Here is a 21,612-nt window from a genome sequence, read left to right as displayed (position 1 = left end):
TATAAACAATCATGGCCCATTCGCTCCCAACATCACCAAATAATATAAGGGTTAGCACTGATATCCTGGATACCCATCCGATCCTAGAGGGGCGCGAGGTGACCTCGAAGGTGGATGGAAAGATCTCTCATTGCAGCATCAAGGCTCTTGGCATGGATGACATTGATGCAGTACTTAATGTGCAAGATGAAACCGTCCGCAATATCCAAGACTCATCCATTTTTTACTACCCAGACTCTCGCGAGGTTTTTGAGGTATCACTTGGTAATGAGGGTTTAATTATTGGTAGCCTTGTTAACGACCGTCTTGTTGCTTTTAGGTCAATCTGGTTTCCGGGCTTACGTCCTGAAAATTTAGGGCGTGATATTGTGGTATGCAAGACCCCAAACAATTATCTCAAGCTGCCCATCTCGAGCGTGCATGCGTTCTGCCTGAGTTTACTGGCAATCGTCTGCAGATGCGCATAACTAAGCATGCCATTAAGTTAGCAAAACAAAATAGTAGCTTTCGCTATCTTTTTTCAACAGTTGCGCCGACAAATTATGCAAGCATGCAAGATAAATTCTCAGCAGATATGCTTATTTTGAAACTCGTGAAAAAATATGAGGATTACCATCGCTATATATTTTTCCAAGACATCATCAACCCCATTCTGCTAGACGTAAAAAATCACTCGTCACTAGTCTTTACTGAGGGACATGATATTGAATCTCAATTAAATCTCCTGGAACCACACGGAACCATGGCTAGGCTGCCTACAGCAAAAAAGCAATGAGTCAATGCAAGGTGGGGTATGCAAAAATTGAATGTGCACTATTTTAAATTTTTGTTAAGGGCATCCGCCCTAACAGTCTTGATTTGGATTAGATTAATTCAGGGTCCACTCGTTTCCCAATCCTACGCCCAAGCAACTGCCTCATCTAATTTAAGTCCCGTTACCACTGCGTCAGGCACCCCTTGGCGCATTTCTTATATTGAATCACGCCCTTTTGCCAACTACGCCGCCACCTTAGCCAATGTGATAACCGCGTTGCATCGTATGGGCTGGATCAAATCAATTGAGGGACTTCCTTACACAAAAGGTCAGATAGACTCACAAATCATCTGGGATTGGTTGGCGCAAAAGAAGGATGAGCCTTATTTGAAGTTTAATGAAGATGGCTTTTATACCTTCGATAAACTGAAAAACACAGAATATGATGCGCATGCGCAGCAAATTACTCAGAAAATTAATCAATCTAAAAATAGTGATTTGGTCTTAATCTTAGGTACCGATTCGGCAAAAGAAATTATGAAGCACGGCCTCAAAGTGCTGGCTGTATCGATGTCCACTAGCAATGCCTTTCAAGCAGGCATCGTTAAGGGCGCAGAATTTTCAGGGGACGACCTAGTTTGGGCCCACATGGACCCTTATCGCTATAAACGTCAAGTTGATATTTTCTACGATATTTTTAAATTCAAAACATTGGGCATCGTGGTGGATGGTGATGTAGCTGGTCGCAGCTTTGCCGCAATTGACAATGTCCTAGAAGTAGCCAAACAATGCGACTTTCAGGTCGTTATTGAAAACGTTGCGCAACCAGAAAAATACGGCAAAAACCAAAAACAATTTGCGATCGATATGGAAGCCGCCAATGCACGCTTAACCACTAAAGCGGATGCGGTATACGTTGGTCTTTTTATAGGCAGCGACCCAAAACAACCTCCAAAAACACTATCTCCTTTAGTAAGCAAAAAAATTCCAGCATTTGCTCAGCAGGCAAACGATGTGAATAACGGCGCACTCATGAGTTTGGCACGTCAAAACTTTTCTGGCGTTGGAAATTTTGGAGCTAAAGCGATCATCCGAATATTGAAAGGTGAGCTTCCCAGCAAAATTTCTCAGATTTACGAAAATAGCCCTAACATCATTATTAATCTTGATGTAGCAAAAGAAATTGGCTATCGCCCACAATTTGAACTATTACTTGGCGCTGACCAAACTGTTAGGCCCCCTAAATGAAACAATCCTTCTCCGAATGGAAGAAAACCCTGCAGAGTATGCGCTTATATGTAGCAATCTTGGCCTTCGATGCTGATTGTCATGGTGCTCTCACTTACCGGCTTTCTGAATATAGGCTCGTTTCAAAAAAGTTATATTGATTCTCTAGTGTCTTCCTATGGCGTAACCGGTAGCGAAGCACGTAGAACCATTGAATACTCAGTCAAGTACCACAAGCCCCTGAATAACTTTGCAGGCATGGGTGACATCCTATCTAACGTTAAGAAACAGGCTCCGACGGTTGAAAACGTTTTTGTCATGTTGCCAAATGGCGACACTCTTTATGACATTTCAGGGCCCACTGATGTTGAAGCGCTCCCACAAAAGATGCTGTCGAAGATTAATTTTTCCGACCCAAAGAAGAAAAATAATCTGTCGTGGTTTTTGTCGGACGATCAATACCACGCTTTGATTCCACTAAAGAATACAAATCAAGAATGGATTGGAACGATTGATATTGTCTTTAATGAAGCAAGCGTTTCGGAAAAGATCACTACCTATATAAACGATACCATCAAGATTATGATGTCGATCACCATCGCCACTATTTTATGTATTGTTGTAGCCATTTATCGGATCAACCTTTTCTTAAAAAATGATCAACTAAATAAACGCGGGCTTTTGATAGCTATGACGCTTATCTTGTCAACTGCGCAAGCCTCGTTTGGAGTGCTAAACGTTGTTACTTTTCGCTCCGCCTACTATGAGGTAGTCAATAACAACCTCAATCTTGCTGCAGATATGATTAACAAGCGAATTTGATAAGGTGGTAGGCTTCAGATTTACTTACGAGGAACTTGATGGTGTAGATGATTGGCTAAAGAACTTGGTTGAGCCCGTAAAAGAAATTCAATCCGTTAACCTCACCAGTCCCAGTGGAAAAATCTTGTTTTCTTCGCTTACGACTCCCAAAATTGAGTCTGCGAGTGAAGCGCAAAAGCAAACTATCCAAACAAGCCCAGAAAATATACCTGAGGTCTCAAGAACACTTCTAAAGGATGGTAATGATTCAGCAGCAAAGCTAACCATTACAGCATCCAAAAGTTATGTAGATCAAAAAATCTTTGCGCTAGCACTGGATGCAGTGACGATGTTTATTACATCCATCTTCTTCCTCATTGAAATGCTGGTATTTATTATCATCGTTCTATCTAATAAGGTGACAATATCTAATTGGGATGAAGCTGAAAAGACTAATCCTACCCATGCTCATGGAATAACCGAAAAGCAAGAGTCCACAATAGTAATCGGCCAACATGAGAATTGCGTGCGTGTTTTAGCATTCCTGCTGCTCTTATGTAGCTATATGTCAATTTCCTTCATACCTCTTCTGATGAAGGAAATTTATAGGCCGCTCTGGGGTATGTCATTTAATGTAATTGTGGACTTACCAATCGCCTCAGAAATGTTTGGCGCCTTTTTATCATCACTGATGGCGGGATACTTTATTGATTGTTACGGCTGGAGACCGGTATTTATTTATGGCTTTATCCTCCTGTCGATTAGCACCTTACTCTCAGCGCTTACAGATGAGATGACGCCGTCAACTTCATTGGCATTCGTTGTTTTGTTGGTATAGGCTATGGAGCCGCTTGGATGGGGTTGCGGGGCTTAGTAGCAACAGGAAAATCAAGTCACGAACGGACTCATGGCTTCTCCATACTCAATGCAGGAATTTTTGCGGGTATGAATTGCGGTGCTGTTATTGGAGCTCTCTTAGCTCAACGGATTGGCTTCTCCTATGTCATGATTTTGGCTTCACTCATGATTACCGTGGCTTTGCCATTTACTTTTTTGCTTACGGTAAATTCCAAACCAACCATCACAGGTAATGACAAGCTTACTTTGGCAGGACTACGGGATTTCTTTCTTCATAAAGATACTTTCTTTTTCTTTTTATTAATTACGATTCCATCGGCAATTACTACATCATTCTTAACTTATTTTTTTCCGGTCTTTTCGAGCTCCTTAGATGTAAATCAAGGCGATATTGGCAGAGGGTTTCTGCTTTATGGGATTTGCATGGTCTTCATTGGACCACTTCTCATGAAATTTTTCGCTCATAAAAAAGTTAATGCCAAGCACCTTATGTTGGCATCCTGCCTAGTCGGAGTGCTGTCACTTACAACCTTTTGGTCGTTCCCCACTTTTGTTGGAGCATTAATAGCGATAGTAATCTTAGGTATTTCAGATTCAGTGGGTCTGGTTTCGCAAAATGGCTATTTCATGTCTATCCCGGCCACAGAGAAAATAGGGCACAGTAACGCTCTGAGTTTTTATAGTGCAATGAAGAAGGCTGGACAATTCTCTGGACCTGCCGTTTTCGGGGTTGCCGTATCTCTAGGCACTTTAGTGGGGGTAGGACTAATTGCTAGCACCTACCTCATAACCACTATAAGCTTTGGACTCATATCGAATAAGGCAAGGCGAGAGGCTAAGCTATTCAATGATCTGGACTAGCAAGCGAATTAAAGCGCGAAAGACTGCCCCACTTCTAGTTTCAGCTCTTTAGCCAACTCTGCACCAGACACTTTGCCTGCAAGCACCCTTAGCTTTGAGGACTTCAATTTGTCCGCCATGGCAGGTGACAAAGAATGAATCCAAAGTAATCTGAGTAATCTCACCAGGCTTCCCTTTAACTGCGCCAAAGGTAGCTGCTACATGTTTATGGCAATCGTATATCTGCACCTTTTGCTCGCCAAACTTAGTCCAAGCACCTGGGGCTGGATTACACGCACGAATGATGTTGTAGCCCTGGCTAATATGACTTGCCCAATGAATCTGTGCAGCATTTGCATCAAACCAACCTTCATAATTTGCATTTGATTCATCTTGAACTAATTCTTGATGCTTGCCAGCAACCACTAGGTCAGCAGCTTCCATAAGCGCTTTAATACCAATTGGAAAAAAATGGTCAAAGTAAATCCTGCCAAGCGTATCGTTAGGACCAATCGATACTTCCTTTTGCAAAATCACTTCACCCTCATCCAAGCCATCAGACGGACGGAAGATTGTTAGGCCTGTTTTCTCTTCAACCAATGCAATTGCCCAGTTAATGGCGCTTGGTCCACGATATTTAGGTAACAAGGATGGGTGATATTGAATCGTTCCGTGCTTTGGAATCTTCACTAGCTCCTGGGGCCACAAACTGAATGACATAAACCATCACACAGATGTCTGCATTGCTATCAATCATGGCTTGAGCGGCCTCAGGATCCTTCAAAGAAGGGAATTTGCAAGGGGGTTAAGCCTCTCTTGTTGCAGCTTCTTTTAATACCTCGGGCTTACTTGATTTGGGATTATCGGGCGGACAAAAGACAGCTACTACCTCATCACCACGATCTAAAAAAGCCTCTAGAGCAGTCTTGCCAAAATCCGCACTCCCAATCAAAGCAACCCACATCTTAGATCACCTTATCATGGCGCAATGAAATTAATTCATCAGTGGAGTAACCCAACTCATGAAGAATCTCATCGGTATGCTCGCCAAGCAATGGTGAGCGAGTCACATCTGTCGGACTATCTGACATCTTGATTGGATTGCCCACAGTTAAATACTTGCCACGAATTGGATGATCCACTTCAACAATCGAACCACTCTTACGTAAGTCTGGCGAAGCAGCCAATTCTTTCATGGAAAGCACTGGTGCACATGGAATATCGAACTTGCGGAGGATATCCACTGCTTCGTATTTGGTTTTGTCTTTGAGCCAATCTTCAATGGTTGCGAAGATGTCTCAAAAATCTTATCTTGACGAGCTTCAGCAGTCATGTACGCTGGATCAGTTGCCCACTCTGGTTTGCCAAAAGCTTTAGTAATTGGCTCCCAAGCGTGTCCCTGAATAGTGAAGTAGATATAGGCGTTTGGATCTGTTTCCCAACCCTTACACTTCAATACCCAACCTAGCTGACCGCCACCACCAGCGTTACCACCGCGTGGAACTACATCAGTGAATGAACCGTGTGGGTACTGTGGATACTCTTCTAAGTAGCCAACTTTGTCCAAACGTTGTTGATCGCGCAACTTGACACGGCACAAATTCAAAACAGCATCTTGCATTGAGCAAGAAACTTTTTGACCGCGACCAGTCTTCTCACGCTGCATCAATGCAGTCAAAATACCAATTGCCAAATGCATACCAGTATTGGAGTCACCCAAAGCTGCAGCAGAAACGGTAGGAGGACCATCCCAGAAACCAGTAGTAGAAGCTGCACCACCAGCACACTGAGCAACGTTCTCATACACTTTTAAATCTTCGTATGAGTGGCCATCGCTGAAGCCTTTTACTGAAGCCATAATCATTTTTGGATTCAATTCTTGAATACGTTTCCAAGAGAAACCCATGCAATCCAAAGCGTCTGGACCAAAGTTTTCAACCATCACGTCAGAAGTCTTGATCATCTTCTCCAAAACTTCTTTACCTTCTTGAGTCTTGGTATCCAATGTCAAAAAACGCTTGTTACCGTTCAACATAGTGAAGTACAAAGCATCCGCCGCCTGGAATATCACGCAATTGACTACGGGTTATGTCGCCAGCACCTGGACATTCTACCTTGATTACGTCAGCGCCATACCATGCTAACAATTGAGTACATGCTGGACCAGTCTGTACGTGTGTGAAGTCAATAATACGAATGCCATCTAATAGTTTAGTCATGTTTGTTTCTCCTTAAGTCTTTTTTGTTTGCTTCTTAATTTAGTCTAAAAATATTAACTTTTTATTACCGTTTTTAAATTTCTAAATCTTATTTTTTAGCAGCTGCCGTGGATGGATTTAAGTTTGTTAAACGTCCACTTTCAGTACCTGCTGTTTTATCAATAACAGCATTGATGAGGGCTGGTTTACCGGCAGCAATTGCTTCTGTTAACGCTACTTCTAATTCTGCTGGAGTTGTTACGTAGTAACCAACACCACCAAATGCTTCAATCATCTTGTCATAACGAGCGTCTTTAACGAATACAGTCGGTGCAACATCAGCGCCCGCCTGTTGGATTTACGTCGGTGCCGCGGTATACGCCGTTGTTATTGAATACAACAGTAGTAATTGGCAAGTTGTAACGGCAAACAGTTTCGAGCTCCATACCGCTAAAACCAAACGCGCTGTCACCCTCTACCGCTACTGTTGGCAAACCACTAGTTACAGCAACACCAATGGCCGTAGCCCATGCCGATACCCATAATGCCCCAAGTACCCAGAATCAAAACGTTTACGTGGCTTATAACATATCAACGATTGCACGGCAATAGTCGAGTGTGTTGGCGCCTTCGTTTACCAAATTGACATCTGGATTTTTCTTGATCACGTCACGAATCACGCGTAATGCACCATGGAAGTTCATTGGATTAGCTTCTTTAGCCAATGTCTCGGCCATCTTGGCAGTGTTCTTATCTTTCTTCTCAGTAATGGCAGCAATCCATTCAGCGCTTGGCTTTGGAACAGCGGCAATACTCTTTAAGAGCTCACCAACGCATGAGCCGATATCACCAATCAATGGAGCAGCAATTTGTACGTTGCTATCCACTTCATTCGCTTGGATATCAATTTGAATAAATTTCTTCGGATCCTTACCCCAAGTCTCACCTTTACCATGTGCAAGCAACCAGTTCAAGCGCGCGCCAACCAATAACACTGCATCAGCTTCAGCCAATACAAAACAAAAGAACGCGCAGCAGATGCAGATTGCGGATGATTATCTGGCAACAAACCTTTAGCCATAGACATTGGCAAGTATGGAATTCCAGACTTTTCAATCAAGTCACGAATGGCTTGATCAGCTTGCGCATATGCAGCACCTTTGCCCAAGAGAATCAATAGACGCTTTGCGCCCTTGAGCACTTCAAGCGCACGTTCAACTGTATCAGCTGCTGGGATTTGACGTGGAACAGGATCGATTACCTTGAAAATAGATTTCTTCGTTTCTTCAACTGGCATTGTTTGGCTCAGCAACTGTGCTGGTAAGTCTAAATACACGCCACCTGGACGACCAGAAACAGCAGCACGAATGGCCGCGAGCAAAGCCAATGCCGATACTTCAATGTGATTAATACGATACGCAGCTTTGCAATATGGCTTTGCTGCGTTGAGTTGATCCATTTCTTCGTAATCACCCTGTTGCAAGTCAACGATTTCACGCTCGCTTGAACCAGAGATCAAGATCATTGGGAAGCAATTGACGGTTGCATTGGCTAGCGCTGTTAAACCATTCAAGAAGCCAGGGGCAGATACTGTCATACAGATACCAGGCTTTTGAGTCATGTAGCCAGCTATTGCTGCAGCATTACCAGCATGCTACTCGTGACGGAATCCGATAAAACACATTCCTTCAGCTTGCGCCAAGCGGCATAAGTCTGTAATTAGAATACCAACTAGACCGAAAATAGTATTGAGGTCATTTGCCTTCAAGGCGTCAATGACAAAATGGAAGCCATCTGTTAGTTGTGTGTTTTGGTTGTCTGTTGTCATAGAAGTTTTTTAATTGCGTATCTACCCTCAATGGGTTATTGCAATGTAGCTTTCGCTAACGTCTCCAATTTAGTTATAAATCGCACAACGGGTATTTATCCCGTTTAGGCTGAAGTGAATATTAGGCTTGGGGAGGGCTTCATCATTGACTTCGGTCAATTTCCCCCTAATTCCTGTAATTACAGAAAATACAAACTTAAATAAAAAGCTCTTTGTGCTTTGTTTTGAGGCGATTTAAAGTCTCAGGTAATAAATTGAGGTAGGCAGCCAACTCCTTTTTGGGGAGAAGCTCAAACAAATCCTCATATTTACGCAAGAATCGCTCTACTCAACCTGGGGCGTCTAACATATGCAAGGTAATGGTATGGGCCATGATTTCACTCATCAGGCACATCACCTCGAACTCGAAACTCTCCTTCAGAGGCTTATGTAGTTCAAGAAATTCCGCCCACTTCTTGAGAGGCCTCCTAGCCACCTGGGCCTTAGTCACACAAGCAATACTGTATGGAGCGGCAGTTTTTAAACGCCCTGCAGCATAGCTAGTTTCAATATCTTTCTCGATGGCAAAACGCAGAATCATTTCTTTAGCATCAGCGCTAGAAACAATGCGCTTTAGGATGCCATCCAACACGAAGCACTGCTCCATCTGGTGATCACCTTGGTGCAGCAAGATTTCTGATTTTTTAGATCGGCAATTTCTAAATGGCGTTCTAAGTCAGCCATTGCCGCCGGATCCAAGCTTTTTAAGACTAAGAGTTTTGGCTCAGTTGCAAACGAATCAGGATTTTTTCGGGGTGCTTATCTAATGCTGTCATGAATCCTTAGTCCTAGACCCACTATTGTAGGCTTTTTGCCCCTTTAAGCTCGTTTTATGGCATAGATCAAGACAAATCAGCTAAAATGGCGGAGTCGTGGTGCTTTATTGCAGTGCAATAAAGTTAAACGAGAAACACTAAACGGGTGCTGCCCCCGCAACGGTAGGTAAGTGCATCTTTTATTCGTTATTAAAGACGTCAGGAATCTGATCAAGTCACTGTGCGCGTCAATCACATGGGAAAGGCCAGATTCTGATATTTACTAGCCCGGATACCGGCCAAGACAGGTGGAATTTTGCGGACGGGGATCTTCGCGCGCCAATAAAAACGCTTTTTGCGCCTCATTGACGCCTGAACTCCTGTACGGGAAATTCTGTTCGACCCAGCTAACGGGGAAGTTAGCTGGGCACTCGATAACAGAAGGCTAGTCATGAATCAGCAGTTCAAACCAAGGCAAATCGCTCAGATTTGCACCACCCTCGCTTTGCTCAACCACTCTCTTTTTGCATATGCACAAAGCTCACCAACAACCGTCATCGTTACTGGCTCGCGTTTTGAGGAAAACCTGAATCAGGTACCCGCGAATGTAAACGTCATAACGCGCGAAGAAATAGAAAACTCTAGCTCCAACACCATTCCTCAAGTGTTATCGCAGATTGGTGGCTTAAGAGTGAGTGGCTTAAATTCTAGCGCTCTCAATCTAGATGCTTCAGTAGATATGGGGGCTTTGGGCCGACGGGTAATAGCACAACTGCTGTATTAGTTGATGGCATCAGAATTAATCCTATTGACTCGGGAAACGTTGATTGGTCAACCATTCCTATTGATTCAATTGAGCGTATTGAAATACTTCAAGGCGGCGCTAGCGTTCAGTATGGCAATGGTGCTGTCGGTGGCGTGATCAATATCATTACCAACGGAGGGAAAAAGAATATCAACCAAGTTTCTGCAAGTTATGGAACTTGGGGCACCTCGATCAACAATGCTATTTTCAGAAATACCATTGATAAAACCACCCTTCAGCTCAGTGCGAACACCTCCAATACCAATGGTTGGAGACCAAACACTGCTGCGAATGCCTATTCTATCGATGCAAAGATTTCACAAGATTTAGGTGGGCATGATCGCTTTTTTGTAGATGTCTTCTATGGCTGCTATACCAACTCTCAATTGGCGAGTGCGGTAGTGGGTTTGGTTGGCTCAGGTAACCCTTTATCTGTCAGTCCACAAAATGCAGGAAATAACTACACCACAAACAATACTGGCTTTCGCCAAGGACTCACCAAAACTTTTAATGAAAACTATGTATTTGAGTTAGATGCTTCATATAGCAATAAGACCTCTTTTTATTACACGCCTCAAGCTGATTACTTTGCCCTTCCAGACTATGGTTATGCAGGCAGTGCAATGAACGATAAATTAGTTGGCTGGCAACTTGCGCTATCTCCGCGCCTAAAAGCAAACCTTGGTCCTATAGGAACAACCATCATCGGGTACGACTTTTCCAAAGCAGATCAATCTGGTAGTAATAGCTATTCATCTCTATCTCAAGGAATTATTCGGGCGAATCAGTACGATTCAATTAACAATACCTATGGCATCTATTACGGCAATCTCACAAGTGATTCACAAAGCGCAACACAAATTAATAACTCTGTTTACCTAATTCAAAAAGTTCCATTAGGCAAAGCATTAGAAGCAAGTGGAGGATATCGTCGCCAGGTACAACAAGCATCTACCACCAACACTTCGATCTATGCATCCAATGGAACAGTAAATAACTCCCAACAATTTGCTGCCAATGCAGGGGACGTTGCCTTAAATGCAAATTATCTTCCTGGACAGCGAGTGTACGTAAAGTGAAATCAGTCTTTTAGATTCCCGAACATTGATGAATATTGGGGATTAGGGTTTAGCCCTGACGGAGCTTACCAAACTGTTTTTAATGGGATATTGCAACCCCAAACCACTCAAACTTATGAAATGGGTGGTAGTTGGTCAGCCTGGAATTCAAAAATTACTTCATCCATTTTTAAATCCATGACACAAAACGAGATTAGCTATAACCCTTCTACAGGTTACAACTACAACTCGATCTATCAAACCAATCGGGGCGGAATTTTGTTTGACATTTCACCCAATCTATCCCCATCGTTCTTTATTGGCGCGGGGGAGGTAAATACCAAAAATCATATTATGCAAATGGTTCCTATTCTGGAAATGCTATCCCCATCGTCCCTGACACCTTACTCAACGCTAGAGCAAATTATCTTATTACTAGCAATTGGACTGTTGGTGGTGTAGTTAATTACGTAAGCAATCAACATTACGACACTGGACCAAATAATTACAGCGCAACCCCGACCATGCCCGCTTATGTCATTGGAGATATCTATACCTCCTACAAATTCAAAGGGATTGAGGGCCGACTTACCGTGAAGAACGTGGGTAATGCGCAGTATTCAAGCTACGGTGGAGTGAGCTCGTTCTTAGGAAGATACTTTTATTACCCTAGCGAACCCAGATCGGTTTTTGCCTCTCTCAAATACAGCTTTAACTAGCCTTAGCATTGTTTACTTGCCAGTTTTGGATCATTAATCTATCTTTAAGGATCTAGACTGGCAGTCTAGCGCCTAGGCTTGGCCTGAGGCTACAATGCCAATATGAGCGATCAAACTTCCCTACCCCGGATTCTGAAGCGTCAGGCGTAAATGCCCTTAGCGCTTCGATCGAGCGTTTGTTGGGCAAAATTTCCTTGATTCAGGATACAGTAAAAAATCTTACACAAGATCGTGTGCTGCAAGGAAACAAAATTGAGGGTGCACAAAAACGTATTCAGCATATTTTGAGTCGTTTACCAGAACAAAGTGATGGTCGCCAACTCAATCTATTAGGTGAAGCTGTTGCACCAAATAACCCAGAGGATAACAATGAGCCAACAACGCATTGAAGTAAGCATCGCTGGTCAAAAAATTACCTTAGCTACCAGCGCTGAACACGAGCCTTTATTACGTGCAGTGTGTGTTGGTAGATGAACAGATTCAACTTGCTATTAATGGCGGCAACCGAAGTATTGAACGTGCTAGCATGATGGCAGCTCTCAAAATTGCTGGTGACCTCATTACACTGCAAAAAAAATCAATCTCAGCAAAGCGCCTCCTCCAATGTCAGCACCGATGAAGTGGCTCGCCTTCAAGGTGAAATTCAGGCATTAGAAAAACAAGTGGATGAGTTACTGCAAACCCTTTCCCTGCCTGGTTCGCCAAGGCCAATAGTTCCTTGAACCGATGCGCAAGCGTCCGGAACGATCTTTACCTTGTGGGCGTGAGCGTTTTGATAGATCACAGTACCAACTTAGACTTGGTTACTCCCTGAACTACTTAATGCACCCGAAGCAGAGTAGCCGTTCCACCTTGAACCTTAGGGTTCAGGATGACGGCCTAGCGGCTAAGGCGGGGAATTCATGTTGCTAAGCGACATTGCCATGTTGATGCTCTGCGGGAGCATCTCTGGATTTCTAGCAGGTCTATTGGAAATAGGTGGAGGCATGATTCTGGTGCCCTTCATGATTTTAGTTTTTAATCATCTCCACTTTGATCAAAGCGTGATTGTGCATATGGCCATTGCAACACTGGTATGGCTACCATCTTATTCACCACTACCTCTGCAATCTAGGCTCACCACAAGCATGGCTCAATTGATTGGAAATTAGTTGCCTCATTAAGTCCCGGACTCGTCATAGGTAACCTAATCGGAGGCAGCAAAATATTTGAATCCCTAAACACCTCTTGGTTTTCACTATTTTTTGCCGTATTTATTGTTTACACATCTATCCAGATGCTGCTGAACAAAAAACCGAAAGCAGGCAGAGACCTTCCGAGCCCCTTAGGTTTATTTGGGTTTGGCTCATTTGCCGGCACTCTATCTAGCTTGGTAGGCGCGGGTGGTGCATTCATTACCGTGCCCTTTATGCTTTGGTGCAATGTGAAGCCTCATGTAGGCAATGGCGAGTTCCTCCGGACTAAGTTTTCCGATAGCTGCGGCCGCTACAGTTGGATATATGTACGGTAGTTGGGGACACCCCAACCTTCCTTCTGGGTCATTAGGGTTTGTCTATTTGCCCGCAGTCATTTGCATAGCAACGGTCAGTATATTTACAGCACCCCTGGGCGCAAAAATGGCACGAAAGTTAAACGTAGCTCAACTCAAACGTATTTTTGGAGTGATGTTGCTAATGCTTGCGGCCTTCATGTTCAATGAAAGCCGCAAAGCATTCGGACTTTAATTAGCCAGTAAATTGTTGACGCAAAATATTCTTTTGCACTTTGCCCATTGCATTACGAGGTAAATCCGAGACGATTTCTACACGCTTTGGAATTTTAAAATTCGCAATCTGCGTTTTTAAAGTGGCGATCATTGACTCTGCATTTAACTTCGCTCCAGCCTTAGGTACAACTACCGCCATGACTGCCTCACCAAAATCAGGATGAGGAATACCGATCACAGCACTTTCATCAACGCCATCCATATCATCGATAAAGCTTTCGATTTCCTTTGGATAGACGTTGTAACCGCCTGAAATAATTAAATCCTTGCTACGACCAACGATGCACAAGTAATTATTGGGCACCTTACCGCCATTGGCGTCGCCACCCCAGCGACCAACGTCGCCAGTCTTAAACCAACCATCTTTGGTAAATTCCTCGGCAGTCTTCTCAGGCATTCTCCAGTAGCCCTTAAATATATTTGGACCCCTCACCTGAATACCACCAATTTCATTTACTTTGCAAAGCTTGTTGTCCTCATTCACCACCCTAACCTGCACTCCAGGCAAAGGTAGGCCAACAGAGCCTCCTACACGCTTTCCTTTATATGGATTGGAAACCAGCATGACGGTTTCACTCATGCCATAGCGCTCAAGGATAGGCTGCCCAATCACATCGATGAATGTATTAAATGTTTCTGTAAGTAATGGCGCAAAACCAGAAACAAATAAGCGCATATTTCTCACAACTTCTTTTGTAAAGCCTTTATCAGCTAACAAGCGCACATAAAAAGTTGGAACACCCATCATGACAGTGAACTGAGGCATATGCTTGATGAGTTACGCCGTATCAAGACGCGGCAACCAAATCATTTTGCTGCCATTTATCAAGGCACCGTGAGCTGCTACAAATAAACCATGCACATGGAAGATAGGTAAGGCATGCAGTAAAACATCGCCCTTTTTCCAGCCCCAAAACTTTTGCAATACTTGCGCATTGCTTCCCAAGTTTTTATGCGTCAGCATCGCACCTTTGCTGCGACCAGTAGTACCAGAAGTGTACAAAATTGCCGCAGGATCATCGTCTTTAGCCGCAACGGTTTTAAATTTAGTACTCAAACCCCCAGCACGCTCTAGTAAAGTGCCAGTACGATTCTCATCTAAAGTGAAGACATGTTTAGTGCCAGCCTTAGAAGCAACCTTGGATACCCAAGGAAGGTTTTTGCTGCTACAAACTACCACCGCAGGCTCTGTATTTTCGAGAAAGTATTGAATTTCGGCGGCCTGATAGGCGGTATTGAGAGGTAAGTACACATAACCTGCGTGAATAGTTGCTAGATACAAAAAAGCGCTTCTGGCGACTTTTCGACCTGAACAGCAACTCTTGAACCTTTTGGCAACTTCAAACTAGCAAGTAAATTTGCAAGCTTTGCAGTTGCACCTTCTAGATCACCCCAAGAATAATAAAGACCATCATGCGTCTCGATTGCACAAGCTTTTTTATCCTTTGGAAAACCTTTTTCCAATAGAGAATATAAATTCATTCGAACCTCAAATCCTAGGGGTAATGTTTATTAAAAATTATTAATCTAATTTAGCGCCAGAAGCCTTAGCAACTGCAGCCCAACGTTTGATATCGGCACTCACAAACTTACCGAATGCTGGTCCAGATAAATTAGGTGTTTCAGAACCATTGTTATTCCAAATGGTTTTTAGCTCAGGCGTATTAATTGCTTTTTGAACTTCAACAATCATACGATCTACGATAGGTTGAGGAGCGCCCTTTGGCGCAAACAATCCATACTATGTAGATACTTCATAACCCACTAGACCAGACTCTGCAGCAGTTGGTACATCCGGAAATCCAGGAGCGCGCTTTTGAGATGCTACAGCGATAGCAACGATAGAGCCATTTTTAATTTGCGCTGCGGATGAACCCAAGCCATCAAATTCAATATCCACTTGGCCTGCAATTAAATCTTGCATAGCTGGGCCTACGCCGCGATAAGGAATATGGGTAATAAAGGTTTTCGTCAACATCTTAAATTGCTCAGCAGCCAAATGATGTGAAGATCCATTTCCTGCACTAGCGTAGTTGAACTTGCCAGGATTCTTTTTGAGGAGCTCAATAAATTCTTTGAGGTTTTTAACCTGAACATTTTTTGGGTTAACCGCGATTACCTGGGGCGGATTGGCGACCATAGCTACTGGAATGAAACTCTTCTCAATATCGTAATCCAAGTTTGGGTACATTGCAGGAACAATTGCATGGTGAGCCGCACCCATAAAGAAAGTGTATCCATCTAGTGCAGCTTTAGCAGCAATGGAAGCGCCTAATGTACCGCCAGCCCCACCATGGTTATCAATCACAATTTGTTTTCCCAACTGCTTAGTGCGTTAAACAGCCAACGGTCTAGCGAAGGCATCTGTTCCACCCCCCTGCCAGAAATGGCACAACCACTGTAATCAGCTTATTAGGCCATTCTTGAGCGCAAACTAGCAACGGTGTCGCGCAAATTAGAAAAAGCGCTTTTTTGATCGTTGCCGAAAAGCTTGATGGTTTAAACATTGTTGTCTCCTTCACTTGCCATTATTGATGGCTATATCCGTTATTAAAACTGCTTAATTGTCACCATACTACTCTCTGGATCTTATTGCCCAGTTCATTCATGCAACCCCAAGGTGAATCTCTTTGGATTCTGTCTTAGAGCGTCTCCTCCTCAATTCTTTTCTAGGGAGCCCTCAACTTCCCTACCGCTCTTGAATAATCAATCTGACCTTGAGTGAATCGCTCATGGTTTTCCTCAACTGCAGAAAGATCATATAAGTAGTTCACCATCAATGCAGCAGATTGCCTTAAGCCCTTACGAGAAAGGCCTCCTGCCCAATTAATTTGATGTAATTTGGCACCGTTACCGAGATGAAATTTGACACCGTTACCGAGATGAAATTTGGCAACTGGATTACCGTTGCGACCAGCTGACCCTAAGCCCAAGTAGATACTTGCGAGACTTAACAAAGCAGCTTTTTCTTTTTCAGTGGCATTATCAGGATGCCATCCAGCACTCAAGCGCTCAGTCCATGAACGATTTGCTAAGCCCAGCGTTTCTAGCGCCTGCTCGCGTGCCGCCCGAATAGCAGGTTTTAATTGCACGCCCGATTTTTCCCCGTCAATATCCGCGCCAGCAGCAACCCAATCTATGAATCCAGGGATAGGCGATAAGGTGACAAAAGTCTTCAGACCTGGGAACTCAGCATGCAACTGCTCGGCAACTCGTTTAATTAAGAGGTTACCCATCGAGACACCACGCAAACCAGGCTCACAGTTACTAATGGAATAGAAAGTCGCCACTTTGTACTGAGAAGTTTGATGAACTGTCTCAGCCTTTTTGTCTACTAAAGGCGTAATAACCGATGGAATCTCAGGCAAAAGTGCAACCTCAACGAAAATGAGGGGCTCATTAGGAAGTTGTGGACGAAAGAATGCAAAGCATCTACGATCTGGTTGCAGACGACGGCGCAAGTCATCCCATCCATCGATCGCATGCACTGCCTCATGCTGAATTAACTTCTCTAGAACTTCAGCTGGAAACTTCCAATCAACACGATGCATCTTTAGGAATCCGGGATTAAACCAAGAAGACAAAAGATGTCGTAAGTCAAAATCCACTGCAGTTAACTCGGGTTGCTTATCAAGCAACTGAAGTAGATCCCGTCGCATACCTACTAAGGCAACAGTTCCATTGGTGGCACGGTTGAGGCGACGAAATAATTCTTGCCTGGGAGGTTCTGTAACGCGCTGTAATTTAATGTAGTTACGGGCGCTCGCTTCTGCTGAAAAATTTTGAGCAGCAGCCATTACTGCAGTTGCATCAGGACTTAACTTTTCGAATAAGAAGGTAAAAAACTTAATATGTTGATCTTCAGAAAGTTTGCGATAGTTATTAATCACATCATCAGCCATACTGACGGCATTCGACTCACCACGCTCAGAAATGAGTCGAGTGACCGCGCCTGTAACGCGGGAAAAGTAACGCGCTTTTGCTAACTTTTCGAGCATATATTTTTTCTCAAAGAATTTCTCCCAAAGAGGGATATCGGGTACTAATGTATGGCTGAGAAGCCCCCAATCAATTAATAGAAATGCAATTTCATTAATCTAAGGTTAACTAATATTGCTAAAGATTTGGGTATATCAGAGATTATTGCGATGCAACATACGGGCTTCAGCCGCTAAAGCCAATATATTGGAATTGGATTCATTAGCCTGAAGATACATCAGGGCAATATTTTGCGTGACCTGATGGGTAATAAAGGGGTAAATTCAATGGCATCGCCCATTAATGCTCTCACACGACCTGGCAAGAGGGTTCTCCCAAGATCTCCAGAGACCATATTCATCAGAGAGAAGATATCCCCCCACCTTCATCACAACATGAGGCTTGAATCCGGCTAACTGAAAGGCCTCATAAAAACCTGATCTCGTGGCAAAACCATCTTGTAGGGTGAGAAATTTTTCGCCCTCATAGTCAGACAAATCTACATGTGCTTGAGCGGGCTTAGTTGCTTTAGAAGAGGCCAAAAACAACTGGTCTTCAAATAATGGGACCACTTGTACGCCTTCAGGAAGATTTTTCGAGAGCACAGCAAATCACTACCGCGTCCACGCTTCCCTCAGCCAGCCTTTTCATTAAATCCTCGTTCGACCCAAGATATAAATCGATATTCAAATCAGGTCTACGGATTTTGGTTCCCATAATCATGCGGGGAATAATATTGGCAGTTAAGGAGTACATGGACCCCAAACGAATTTGCCCGCTTTCCACTCCTGCTTTTGCCCTAGTCTTTTTTAAAACACGGTCAAGGTCTGCTAATAAATCCGTACTTGCCTCAGCTAAATAAGTTGCTGAAGGCAAAGCCTTTAGCTGACGTCCATCTTTTACAAAAAGTGGACACCCTACCCAGACTCAAGGGAATGCAATGCCTTATGTATGCTCACTGAGCTTAAGTGCAACTCTTCAGCGGTTTTAGAAAAACTTCCCGTCCTCACAAACGAACAGAGGATTTCCAACTTCTGTAGAGTGAGCTCATCATTCAACATAAAAATGGTCAGACACTTTTAGATTTAAAAGTAGTCATGAGATAGGCACCAAAAACCATCATTGGTATACATAGCCATTGACCCATCGACAAGCCCAGCCCAAGGAGACCTAAGAAGGCATCTGGTTCACGAGCATATTCAGCTAAGAAGCGGCAGACTCCATAACCCAACAAGAAGAATCCAGACACTTGGCCAACGCGCCTTGGTCTACCTGCATAGACCCATAAAGCAAGCCCAAGGAAGATGCCTTCGTCAAACAGTTGATAAATCTGTGAAGGATGTCGTGGAATAGAATCAACCATTGGAAAAATCATCGCCCATGGAAGATCGGTCGGCCTACCCCATAACTCACCATTAATAAAGTTACCAAGGCGACCAAAAGCTAAACCGAAAGGTACTAATGGGGCAACTAAATCACTCACCACAAAAAAGGTAGTCTTGCGCTTTTTCGCAAACCAGTAAAGCGTAACTAACACACCCAGTAAGCCCCCATGAAAGGACATGCCACCTTCCCAGATCTTAAAAATACTCATGGGATGAGATAAATAAAATCCAGGCATGTAAAACAGGGTGTAACCCAGGCGCCCACCAAGAACTACGCCAAGCACACCAGCAAACAGTAAATCCTCTAAGTCTTTATAGGTCCATCCCAAGGCTTGATACCGTGGAGTTTTTATTCGCAAACGCCCTAAGAGTAAGAACTGAGCAAAAGCCATTAAATACATCAAGCCATACCAGTGAATGGCAAAAGATCCGATACGAATCGCAGCTGGATCAAACTGAGGATGAATCAACATGAATATTAACTTTTAGATTGGTAAAAGTTGTTTAATTCGTGCCCCAACTCTCGATAAGCTTTATAACGTTCGCGACCAGCCAAACGCTCTGCCTCATTCACTGTTACTACCTCAACTATTCTAGGAAATCTTTCAACCAAGGCCGGAACATTCGCAGGCATGCGCATTCCCAAATGAATTAAGATATCAGCATGAGGAACACTATTGAGCGCAGGAGAAACAAAGTCATCTGTCAAAACGATTGGTGTTTCTGCAGCAGCTTCATCCTCTATAAAACAGTGTGGCAAAAAATCAGTATTACTAAATGCCCAAAGGAGTTCATTGAGCTTTTGAAGATCAGCCCTCTCTCCAACCATCACAATATTCCGCACCGGTTGGCCTTCAAGCGTAGAACTCCAAATCTTGCGGGTTAAACGACAAGCGTATTCCAGCTTATCCGCAACATTGCTATGAAAATCGATTCGGGCCATTCAGTATTTATCCGGAGAGCTTAGTATGAGATTCTTGTTATTAGCTGATCACTTCCGCTCAAGCAAGAAATTAACCAAGAGTGGTACTGGACGTCCAGTTGAACCCTTGGCAGCACCACTCTTCCATGCAGTTCCAGCGATATCCAAATGCGCCCACTTATATTTTTCAGTAAAGCGCGATAAGAAACAGGCTGCTGTCACACTCCCAGCTGGGCGGCCGCCAATATTGGCAACATCCGCAAAATTGGATTTGAGTTGATCGTGATAAGCCGCATCCAAAGGCAAACGCCAAACGGTATCTAAAGAAGCGTGCCCCGCCTTCGTGAGCTCGCTAACTAAAGTTTCATCTTCTGAAAATAGTCCGCTATGAACATGTCCAAGGGCAATGACGCAAGCACCAGTTAAGGTTGCAATATCAATCACTGCTGCTGGCTTAAAGCGCTCCACATACGTAAGCGCATCACAAAGAATGAGGCGACCCTCTGCATCCGTATTGAGAATCTCAATAGTTTGCCCCGACATACTCTTCACAATATCACCTGGACGTGTTGCCTGCCCTGATGGCATGTTCTCGCAGGTTGGTATAACTCCGATAACATTCTTCTTGAGCTTCATTAATGAAACTGAATACATCGTACCAATCACAGACGCAGCGCCACACATGTCGTATTTCATTTCATCCATGGCTTCGCCGGGCTTTAAAGAGATGCCGCCTGTATCAAAGGTAATTCCTTTGCCAACCAAAACGATTGGAGCCTCACCGACCTTGCCGCCTTGATGGCACATCACGATAAATTGGGGTGGTGTTGCAGAGCCCTTGGCAACAGAAAGGAATGAGCCCATGCCCAAAGCTTCAATCTGCTTGAGACCTAACACCTCAACTTTTAGACCAGTCTTCTTACTTAAACCCTGCGCAGTTTTACCCAAATAGGTTGGAGTGCAAATATTAGGTGGGAGGTTACCAAGATCTTTAGCAAGATGCATTCCTTCCACCATCGCTACGCCTTGATCCACCGCAGCCTTGAGCTCTTTAGCGCAACCCTCATTACCCGCAAACACCAAATGTTTGAAAGTGTCCGCCTTATCTTTGGCCTTAAATTTCATGGCAGCAGGCTGACGTACACCAAAACGATATGCTTGATCACCCGCATATTGAATGGTTAGGCGCACCTCTTCCGCAATAAAGTCGGCCTTATGAGAAAGCGCAAAACTGGGGGTATACCAAACCGCAGCTTCAATCGACCCGCCGCTGAGTACTTTTAATGCTGCTCGAGCTACCTTGGAATAAGTACTTAAGCTACGATCACTAGCAAGATGAACATCACCCAAGCTCACTAGCAATACTCGCTTTACCTTAACCCCATTTGTAGACCAAGATTTTTCTGCGCGCAGTAAACATACCGTAGCTTGCTTAGAATCCAAATCTCCAACAATATTGGCGTGATTTACCGATTCACCTAGAGCTTGGTCTAATTCGCGCAGAAATCCTGCTTTGGCATTAGTACCTTTTGCGGCAGAAAACCCATCGAAATCCACTTTGGAGTAGCCCAAAATCAAACAGTCGGTGTTTTGACCAAGCAAGGTCTTAAGACTGGATTTCAGGAGTTTTGGACTCTGAAGGTCAGCTTGGGGGAAAATCTTAGTACTAAATTGAATTGT

Annotated in this window: 19 protein-coding genes, 1 other RNA gene, 7 pseudogenes and 1 riboswitch; of the genes and pseudogenes, 13 read left to right on the top strand and 14 right to left on the bottom strand. The window is 43.8% G+C overall.

What is annotated here, in order from left to right; translation table 11 throughout:
* Positions 1-11: 11 nt before the first annotated feature.
* The 6 genes from DXE37_RS03520 (at position 12) to DXE37_RS03495 (ending at position 4,501) form a co-directional block, all read left to right on the top strand.
* Positions 12-467 carry a hypothetical protein gene (locus DXE37_RS03520; protein ID WP_114636593.1) on the top strand — a complete coding sequence of 152 codons (456 nt, stop codon included), beginning with the start codon at positions 12-14 and terminating at the stop codon, positions 465-467.
* Positions 458-775, top strand: a complete 318-nt coding sequence (locus tag DXE37_RS12265) for a hypothetical protein (RefSeq protein WP_114636592.1) — start codon at positions 458-460, stop codon at positions 773-775. The genes DXE37_RS03520 and DXE37_RS12265 overlap by 10 nt, the downstream gene beginning before the upstream one ends.
* A gap of 78 nt (positions 776-853) precedes the next feature.
* Entirely contained in the window at positions 854-2,002 is a 1,149-nt protein-coding gene (locus DXE37_RS03510) for an ABC transporter substrate binding protein (protein ID WP_162786151.1), read from the top strand.
* Positions 2,003-2,071: 69 nt separating this feature from the next.
* Positions 2,072-2,803 carry a hypothetical protein gene (locus DXE37_RS03505; RefSeq protein WP_114636590.1) on the top strand — a complete coding sequence of 244 codons (732 nt, stop codon included), beginning with the start codon at positions 2,072-2,074 and terminating at the stop codon, positions 2,801-2,803.
* Between the two features lie 4 nt (positions 2,804-2,807).
* The gene (locus tag DXE37_RS03500) at positions 2,808-3,620 is read left to right on the top strand and encodes an MFS transporter (protein WP_114636589.1); all 813 of its coding nucleotides are present in this window, start codon (positions 2,808-2,810) and stop codon (positions 3,618-3,620) included.
* A gap of 17 nt (positions 3,621-3,637) precedes the next feature.
* Positions 3,638-4,501 carry an MFS transporter gene (locus DXE37_RS03495; RefSeq protein WP_231971038.1) on the top strand — a complete coding sequence of 288 codons (864 nt, stop codon included), beginning with the start codon at positions 3,638-3,640 and terminating at the stop codon, positions 4,499-4,501.
* A gap of 48 nt (positions 4,502-4,549) precedes the next feature.
* On the opposite strand, the gene DXE37_RS03490 is transcribed toward DXE37_RS03495, so the two are convergent.
* From DXE37_RS03490 to DXE37_RS03475, 5 genes and pseudogenes are all read right to left on the bottom strand, one after another.
* Positions 4,550-5,200: a methionyl-tRNA formyltransferase gene (locus tag DXE37_RS03490; RefSeq protein ID WP_231971036.1), complete on the bottom strand. Its 651-nt coding sequence runs from the start codon at positions 5,198-5,200 to the stop codon at positions 4,550-4,552.
* Between the two features lie 85 nt (positions 5,201-5,285).
* Positions 5,286-5,444 (bottom strand): hypothetical protein, encoded by a 159-nt coding sequence (locus DXE37_RS12260; RefSeq protein ID WP_231971035.1) that lies wholly within the window; start codon positions 5,442-5,444, stop codon positions 5,286-5,288.
* A 1-nt stretch (position 5,445) separates the two neighbouring features.
* Positions 5,446-6,699, bottom strand: a pseudogene (frc, locus tag DXE37_RS03485) (formyl-CoA transferase).
* Between the two features lie 88 nt (positions 6,700-6,787).
* Positions 6,788-8,506: pseudogene (gene oxc, locus DXE37_RS03480) on the bottom strand (oxalyl-CoA decarboxylase).
* 196 nt (positions 8,507-8,702) lie between these two features.
* Positions 8,703-9,321, bottom strand: a pseudogene (locus DXE37_RS03475) (Crp/Fnr family transcriptional regulator).
* 80 nt (positions 9,322-9,401) lie between these two features.
* Positions 9,402-9,618: riboswitch (cobalamin riboswitch) on the top strand.
* 133 nt (positions 9,619-9,751) lie between these two features.
* Between DXE37_RS03475 and DXE37_RS03470 the strand changes: the two are divergent.
* The 7 genes and pseudogenes from DXE37_RS03470 to DXE37_RS03445 all read left to right on the top strand — a co-directional run bounded on the left by DXE37_RS03470 (position 9,752) and on the right by DXE37_RS03445 (position 13,606).
* On the top strand, positions 9,752-10,084 hold the full coding sequence (locus DXE37_RS03470; RefSeq protein ID WP_114636587.1) for a hypothetical protein: 333 nt from the start codon (positions 9,752-9,754) through the stop codon (positions 10,082-10,084).
* Between the two features lie 8 nt (positions 10,085-10,092).
* Positions 10,093-10,161 (top strand): annotated as a pseudogene (locus DXE37_RS12255) (hypothetical protein); the annotation flags it as partial.
* A 57-nt stretch (positions 10,162-10,218) separates the two neighbouring features.
* Entirely contained in the window at positions 10,219-11,184 is a 966-nt protein-coding gene (locus DXE37_RS03465) for a TonB-dependent receptor (RefSeq protein ID WP_231971034.1), read from the top strand.
* A 90-nt stretch (positions 11,185-11,274) separates the two neighbouring features.
* Positions 11,275-11,625 (top strand): hypothetical protein, encoded by a 351-nt coding sequence (locus DXE37_RS03460; protein WP_162786150.1) that lies wholly within the window; start codon positions 11,275-11,277, stop codon positions 11,623-11,625.
* 451 nt (positions 11,626-12,076) lie between these two features.
* Positions 12,077-12,271: a hypothetical protein gene (locus DXE37_RS14250; protein ID WP_415066674.1), complete on the top strand. Its 195-nt coding sequence runs from the start codon at positions 12,077-12,079 to the stop codon at positions 12,269-12,271.
* A gap of 294 nt (positions 12,272-12,565) precedes the next feature.
* Positions 12,566-12,784: non-coding RNA, 6S RNA (gene ssrS / locus DXE37_RS03450), on the top strand.
* Positions 12,785-13,606: pseudogene (locus tag DXE37_RS03445) on the top strand (sulfite exporter TauE/SafE family protein).
* Here the strand turns inward: DXE37_RS03445 and DXE37_RS03440 are convergent.
* The 9 genes and pseudogenes from DXE37_RS03440 to DXE37_RS03400 form a co-directional block, all read right to left on the bottom strand.
* Positions 13,607-15,129, bottom strand: a pseudogene (locus DXE37_RS03440) (malonate--CoA ligase).
* Positions 15,130-15,169: 40 nt separating this feature from the next.
* Positions 15,170-16,154, bottom strand: a pseudogene (locus tag DXE37_RS03435) (Bug family tripartite tricarboxylate transporter substrate binding protein).
* A 162-nt stretch (positions 16,155-16,316) separates the two neighbouring features.
* The gene (locus tag DXE37_RS03430) at positions 16,317-17,645 is read right to left on the bottom strand and encodes a malonyl-CoA decarboxylase domain-containing protein (RefSeq protein ID WP_114636584.1); all 1,329 of its coding nucleotides are present in this window, start codon (positions 17,643-17,645) and stop codon (positions 16,317-16,319) included.
* A 264-nt stretch (positions 17,646-17,909) separates the two neighbouring features.
* Positions 17,910-18,197 carry a LysR substrate-binding domain-containing protein gene (locus DXE37_RS13370; RefSeq protein ID WP_162786148.1) on the bottom strand — a complete coding sequence of 96 codons (288 nt, stop codon included), beginning with the start codon at positions 18,195-18,197 and terminating at the stop codon, positions 17,910-17,912.
* Between the two features lie 10 nt (positions 18,198-18,207).
* Complete coding sequence (locus DXE37_RS13365; RefSeq protein ID WP_114636582.1) at positions 18,208-18,501, bottom strand: LysR substrate-binding domain-containing protein; 294 nt, start codon at positions 18,499-18,501, stop codon at positions 18,208-18,210.
* 41 nt (positions 18,502-18,542) lie between these two features.
* Positions 18,543-18,686 carry a helix-turn-helix domain-containing protein gene (locus DXE37_RS14245; protein WP_114636581.1) on the bottom strand — a complete coding sequence of 48 codons (144 nt, stop codon included), beginning with the start codon at positions 18,684-18,686 and terminating at the stop codon, positions 18,543-18,545.
* Positions 18,687-18,694: 8 nt separating this feature from the next.
* Complete coding sequence (gene lgt / locus DXE37_RS03410) at positions 18,695-19,483, bottom strand: prolipoprotein diacylglyceryl transferase (protein WP_114636580.1); 789 nt, start codon at positions 19,481-19,483, stop codon at positions 18,695-18,697.
* A 5-nt stretch (positions 19,484-19,488) separates the two neighbouring features.
* Entirely contained in the window at positions 19,489-19,953 is a 465-nt protein-coding gene (locus DXE37_RS03405; protein ID WP_114636579.1) for a DNA polymerase III subunit chi, read from the bottom strand.
* A 48-nt stretch (positions 19,954-20,001) separates the two neighbouring features.
* Complete coding sequence (locus DXE37_RS03400; protein ID WP_415067109.1) at positions 20,002-21,609, bottom strand: leucyl aminopeptidase; 1,608 nt, start codon at positions 21,607-21,609, stop codon at positions 20,002-20,004.
* Between the last annotated feature and the right edge of the window lie 3 nt (positions 21,610-21,612).

Origin of the sequence: Polynucleobacter necessarius, from assembly GCF_900095205.1 — a bacterium.
Lineage (GTDB): Bacteria > Pseudomonadota > Gammaproteobacteria > Burkholderiales > Burkholderiaceae > Polynucleobacter > Polynucleobacter necessarius_E.
This window is presented reverse-complemented; position numbering and strand designations above follow the sequence as displayed.

Bases quoted from the DNA above. Each gene is read 5' to 3' on its own strand.
- DXE37_RS03490 (WP_231971036.1), bottom strand. From the start codon at position 5,200: ATGTCATTCAGTTTGTGGCCCCAGGAGCTAGTGAAGATTCCAAAGCAC.
- DXE37_RS03505 (WP_114636590.1), top strand. From the start codon at position 2,072: ATGCTGATTGTCATGGTGCTCTCACTTACCGGCTTTCTGAATATAGGC.
- DXE37_RS12260 (WP_231971035.1), bottom strand. From the start codon at position 5,444: ATGTGGGTTGCTTTGATTGGGAGTGCGGATTTTGGCAAGACTGCTCTA.
- DXE37_RS12265 (WP_114636592.1), top strand. From the start codon at position 458: ATGCGCATAACTAAGCATGCCATTAAGTTAGCAAAACAAAATAGTAGC.
- DXE37_RS03430 (WP_114636584.1), bottom strand. From the start codon at position 17,645: ATGCTCGAAAAGTTAGCAAAAGCGCGTTACTTTTCCCGCGTTACAGGC.
- DXE37_RS03495 (WP_231971038.1), top strand. From the start codon at position 3,638: ATGGGGTTGCGGGGCTTAGTAGCAACAGGAAAATCAAGTCACGAACGG.
- DXE37_RS03520 (WP_114636593.1), top strand. From the start codon at position 12: ATGGCCCATTCGCTCCCAACATCACCAAATAATATAAGGGTTAGCACT.
- DXE37_RS03405 (WP_114636579.1), bottom strand. From the start codon at position 19,953: ATGGCCCGAATCGATTTTCATAGCAATGTTGCGGATAAGCTGGAATAC.
- DXE37_RS03470 (WP_114636587.1), top strand. From the start codon at position 9,752: ATGAATCAGCAGTTCAAACCAAGGCAAATCGCTCAGATTTGCACCACC.
- DXE37_RS14245 (WP_114636581.1), bottom strand. From the start codon at position 18,686: ATGTTGAATGATGAGCTCACTCTACAGAAGTTGGAAATCCTCTGTTCG.
- lgt (WP_114636580.1), bottom strand. From the start codon at position 19,483: ATGTTGATTCATCCTCAGTTTGATCCAGCTGCGATTCGTATCGGATCT.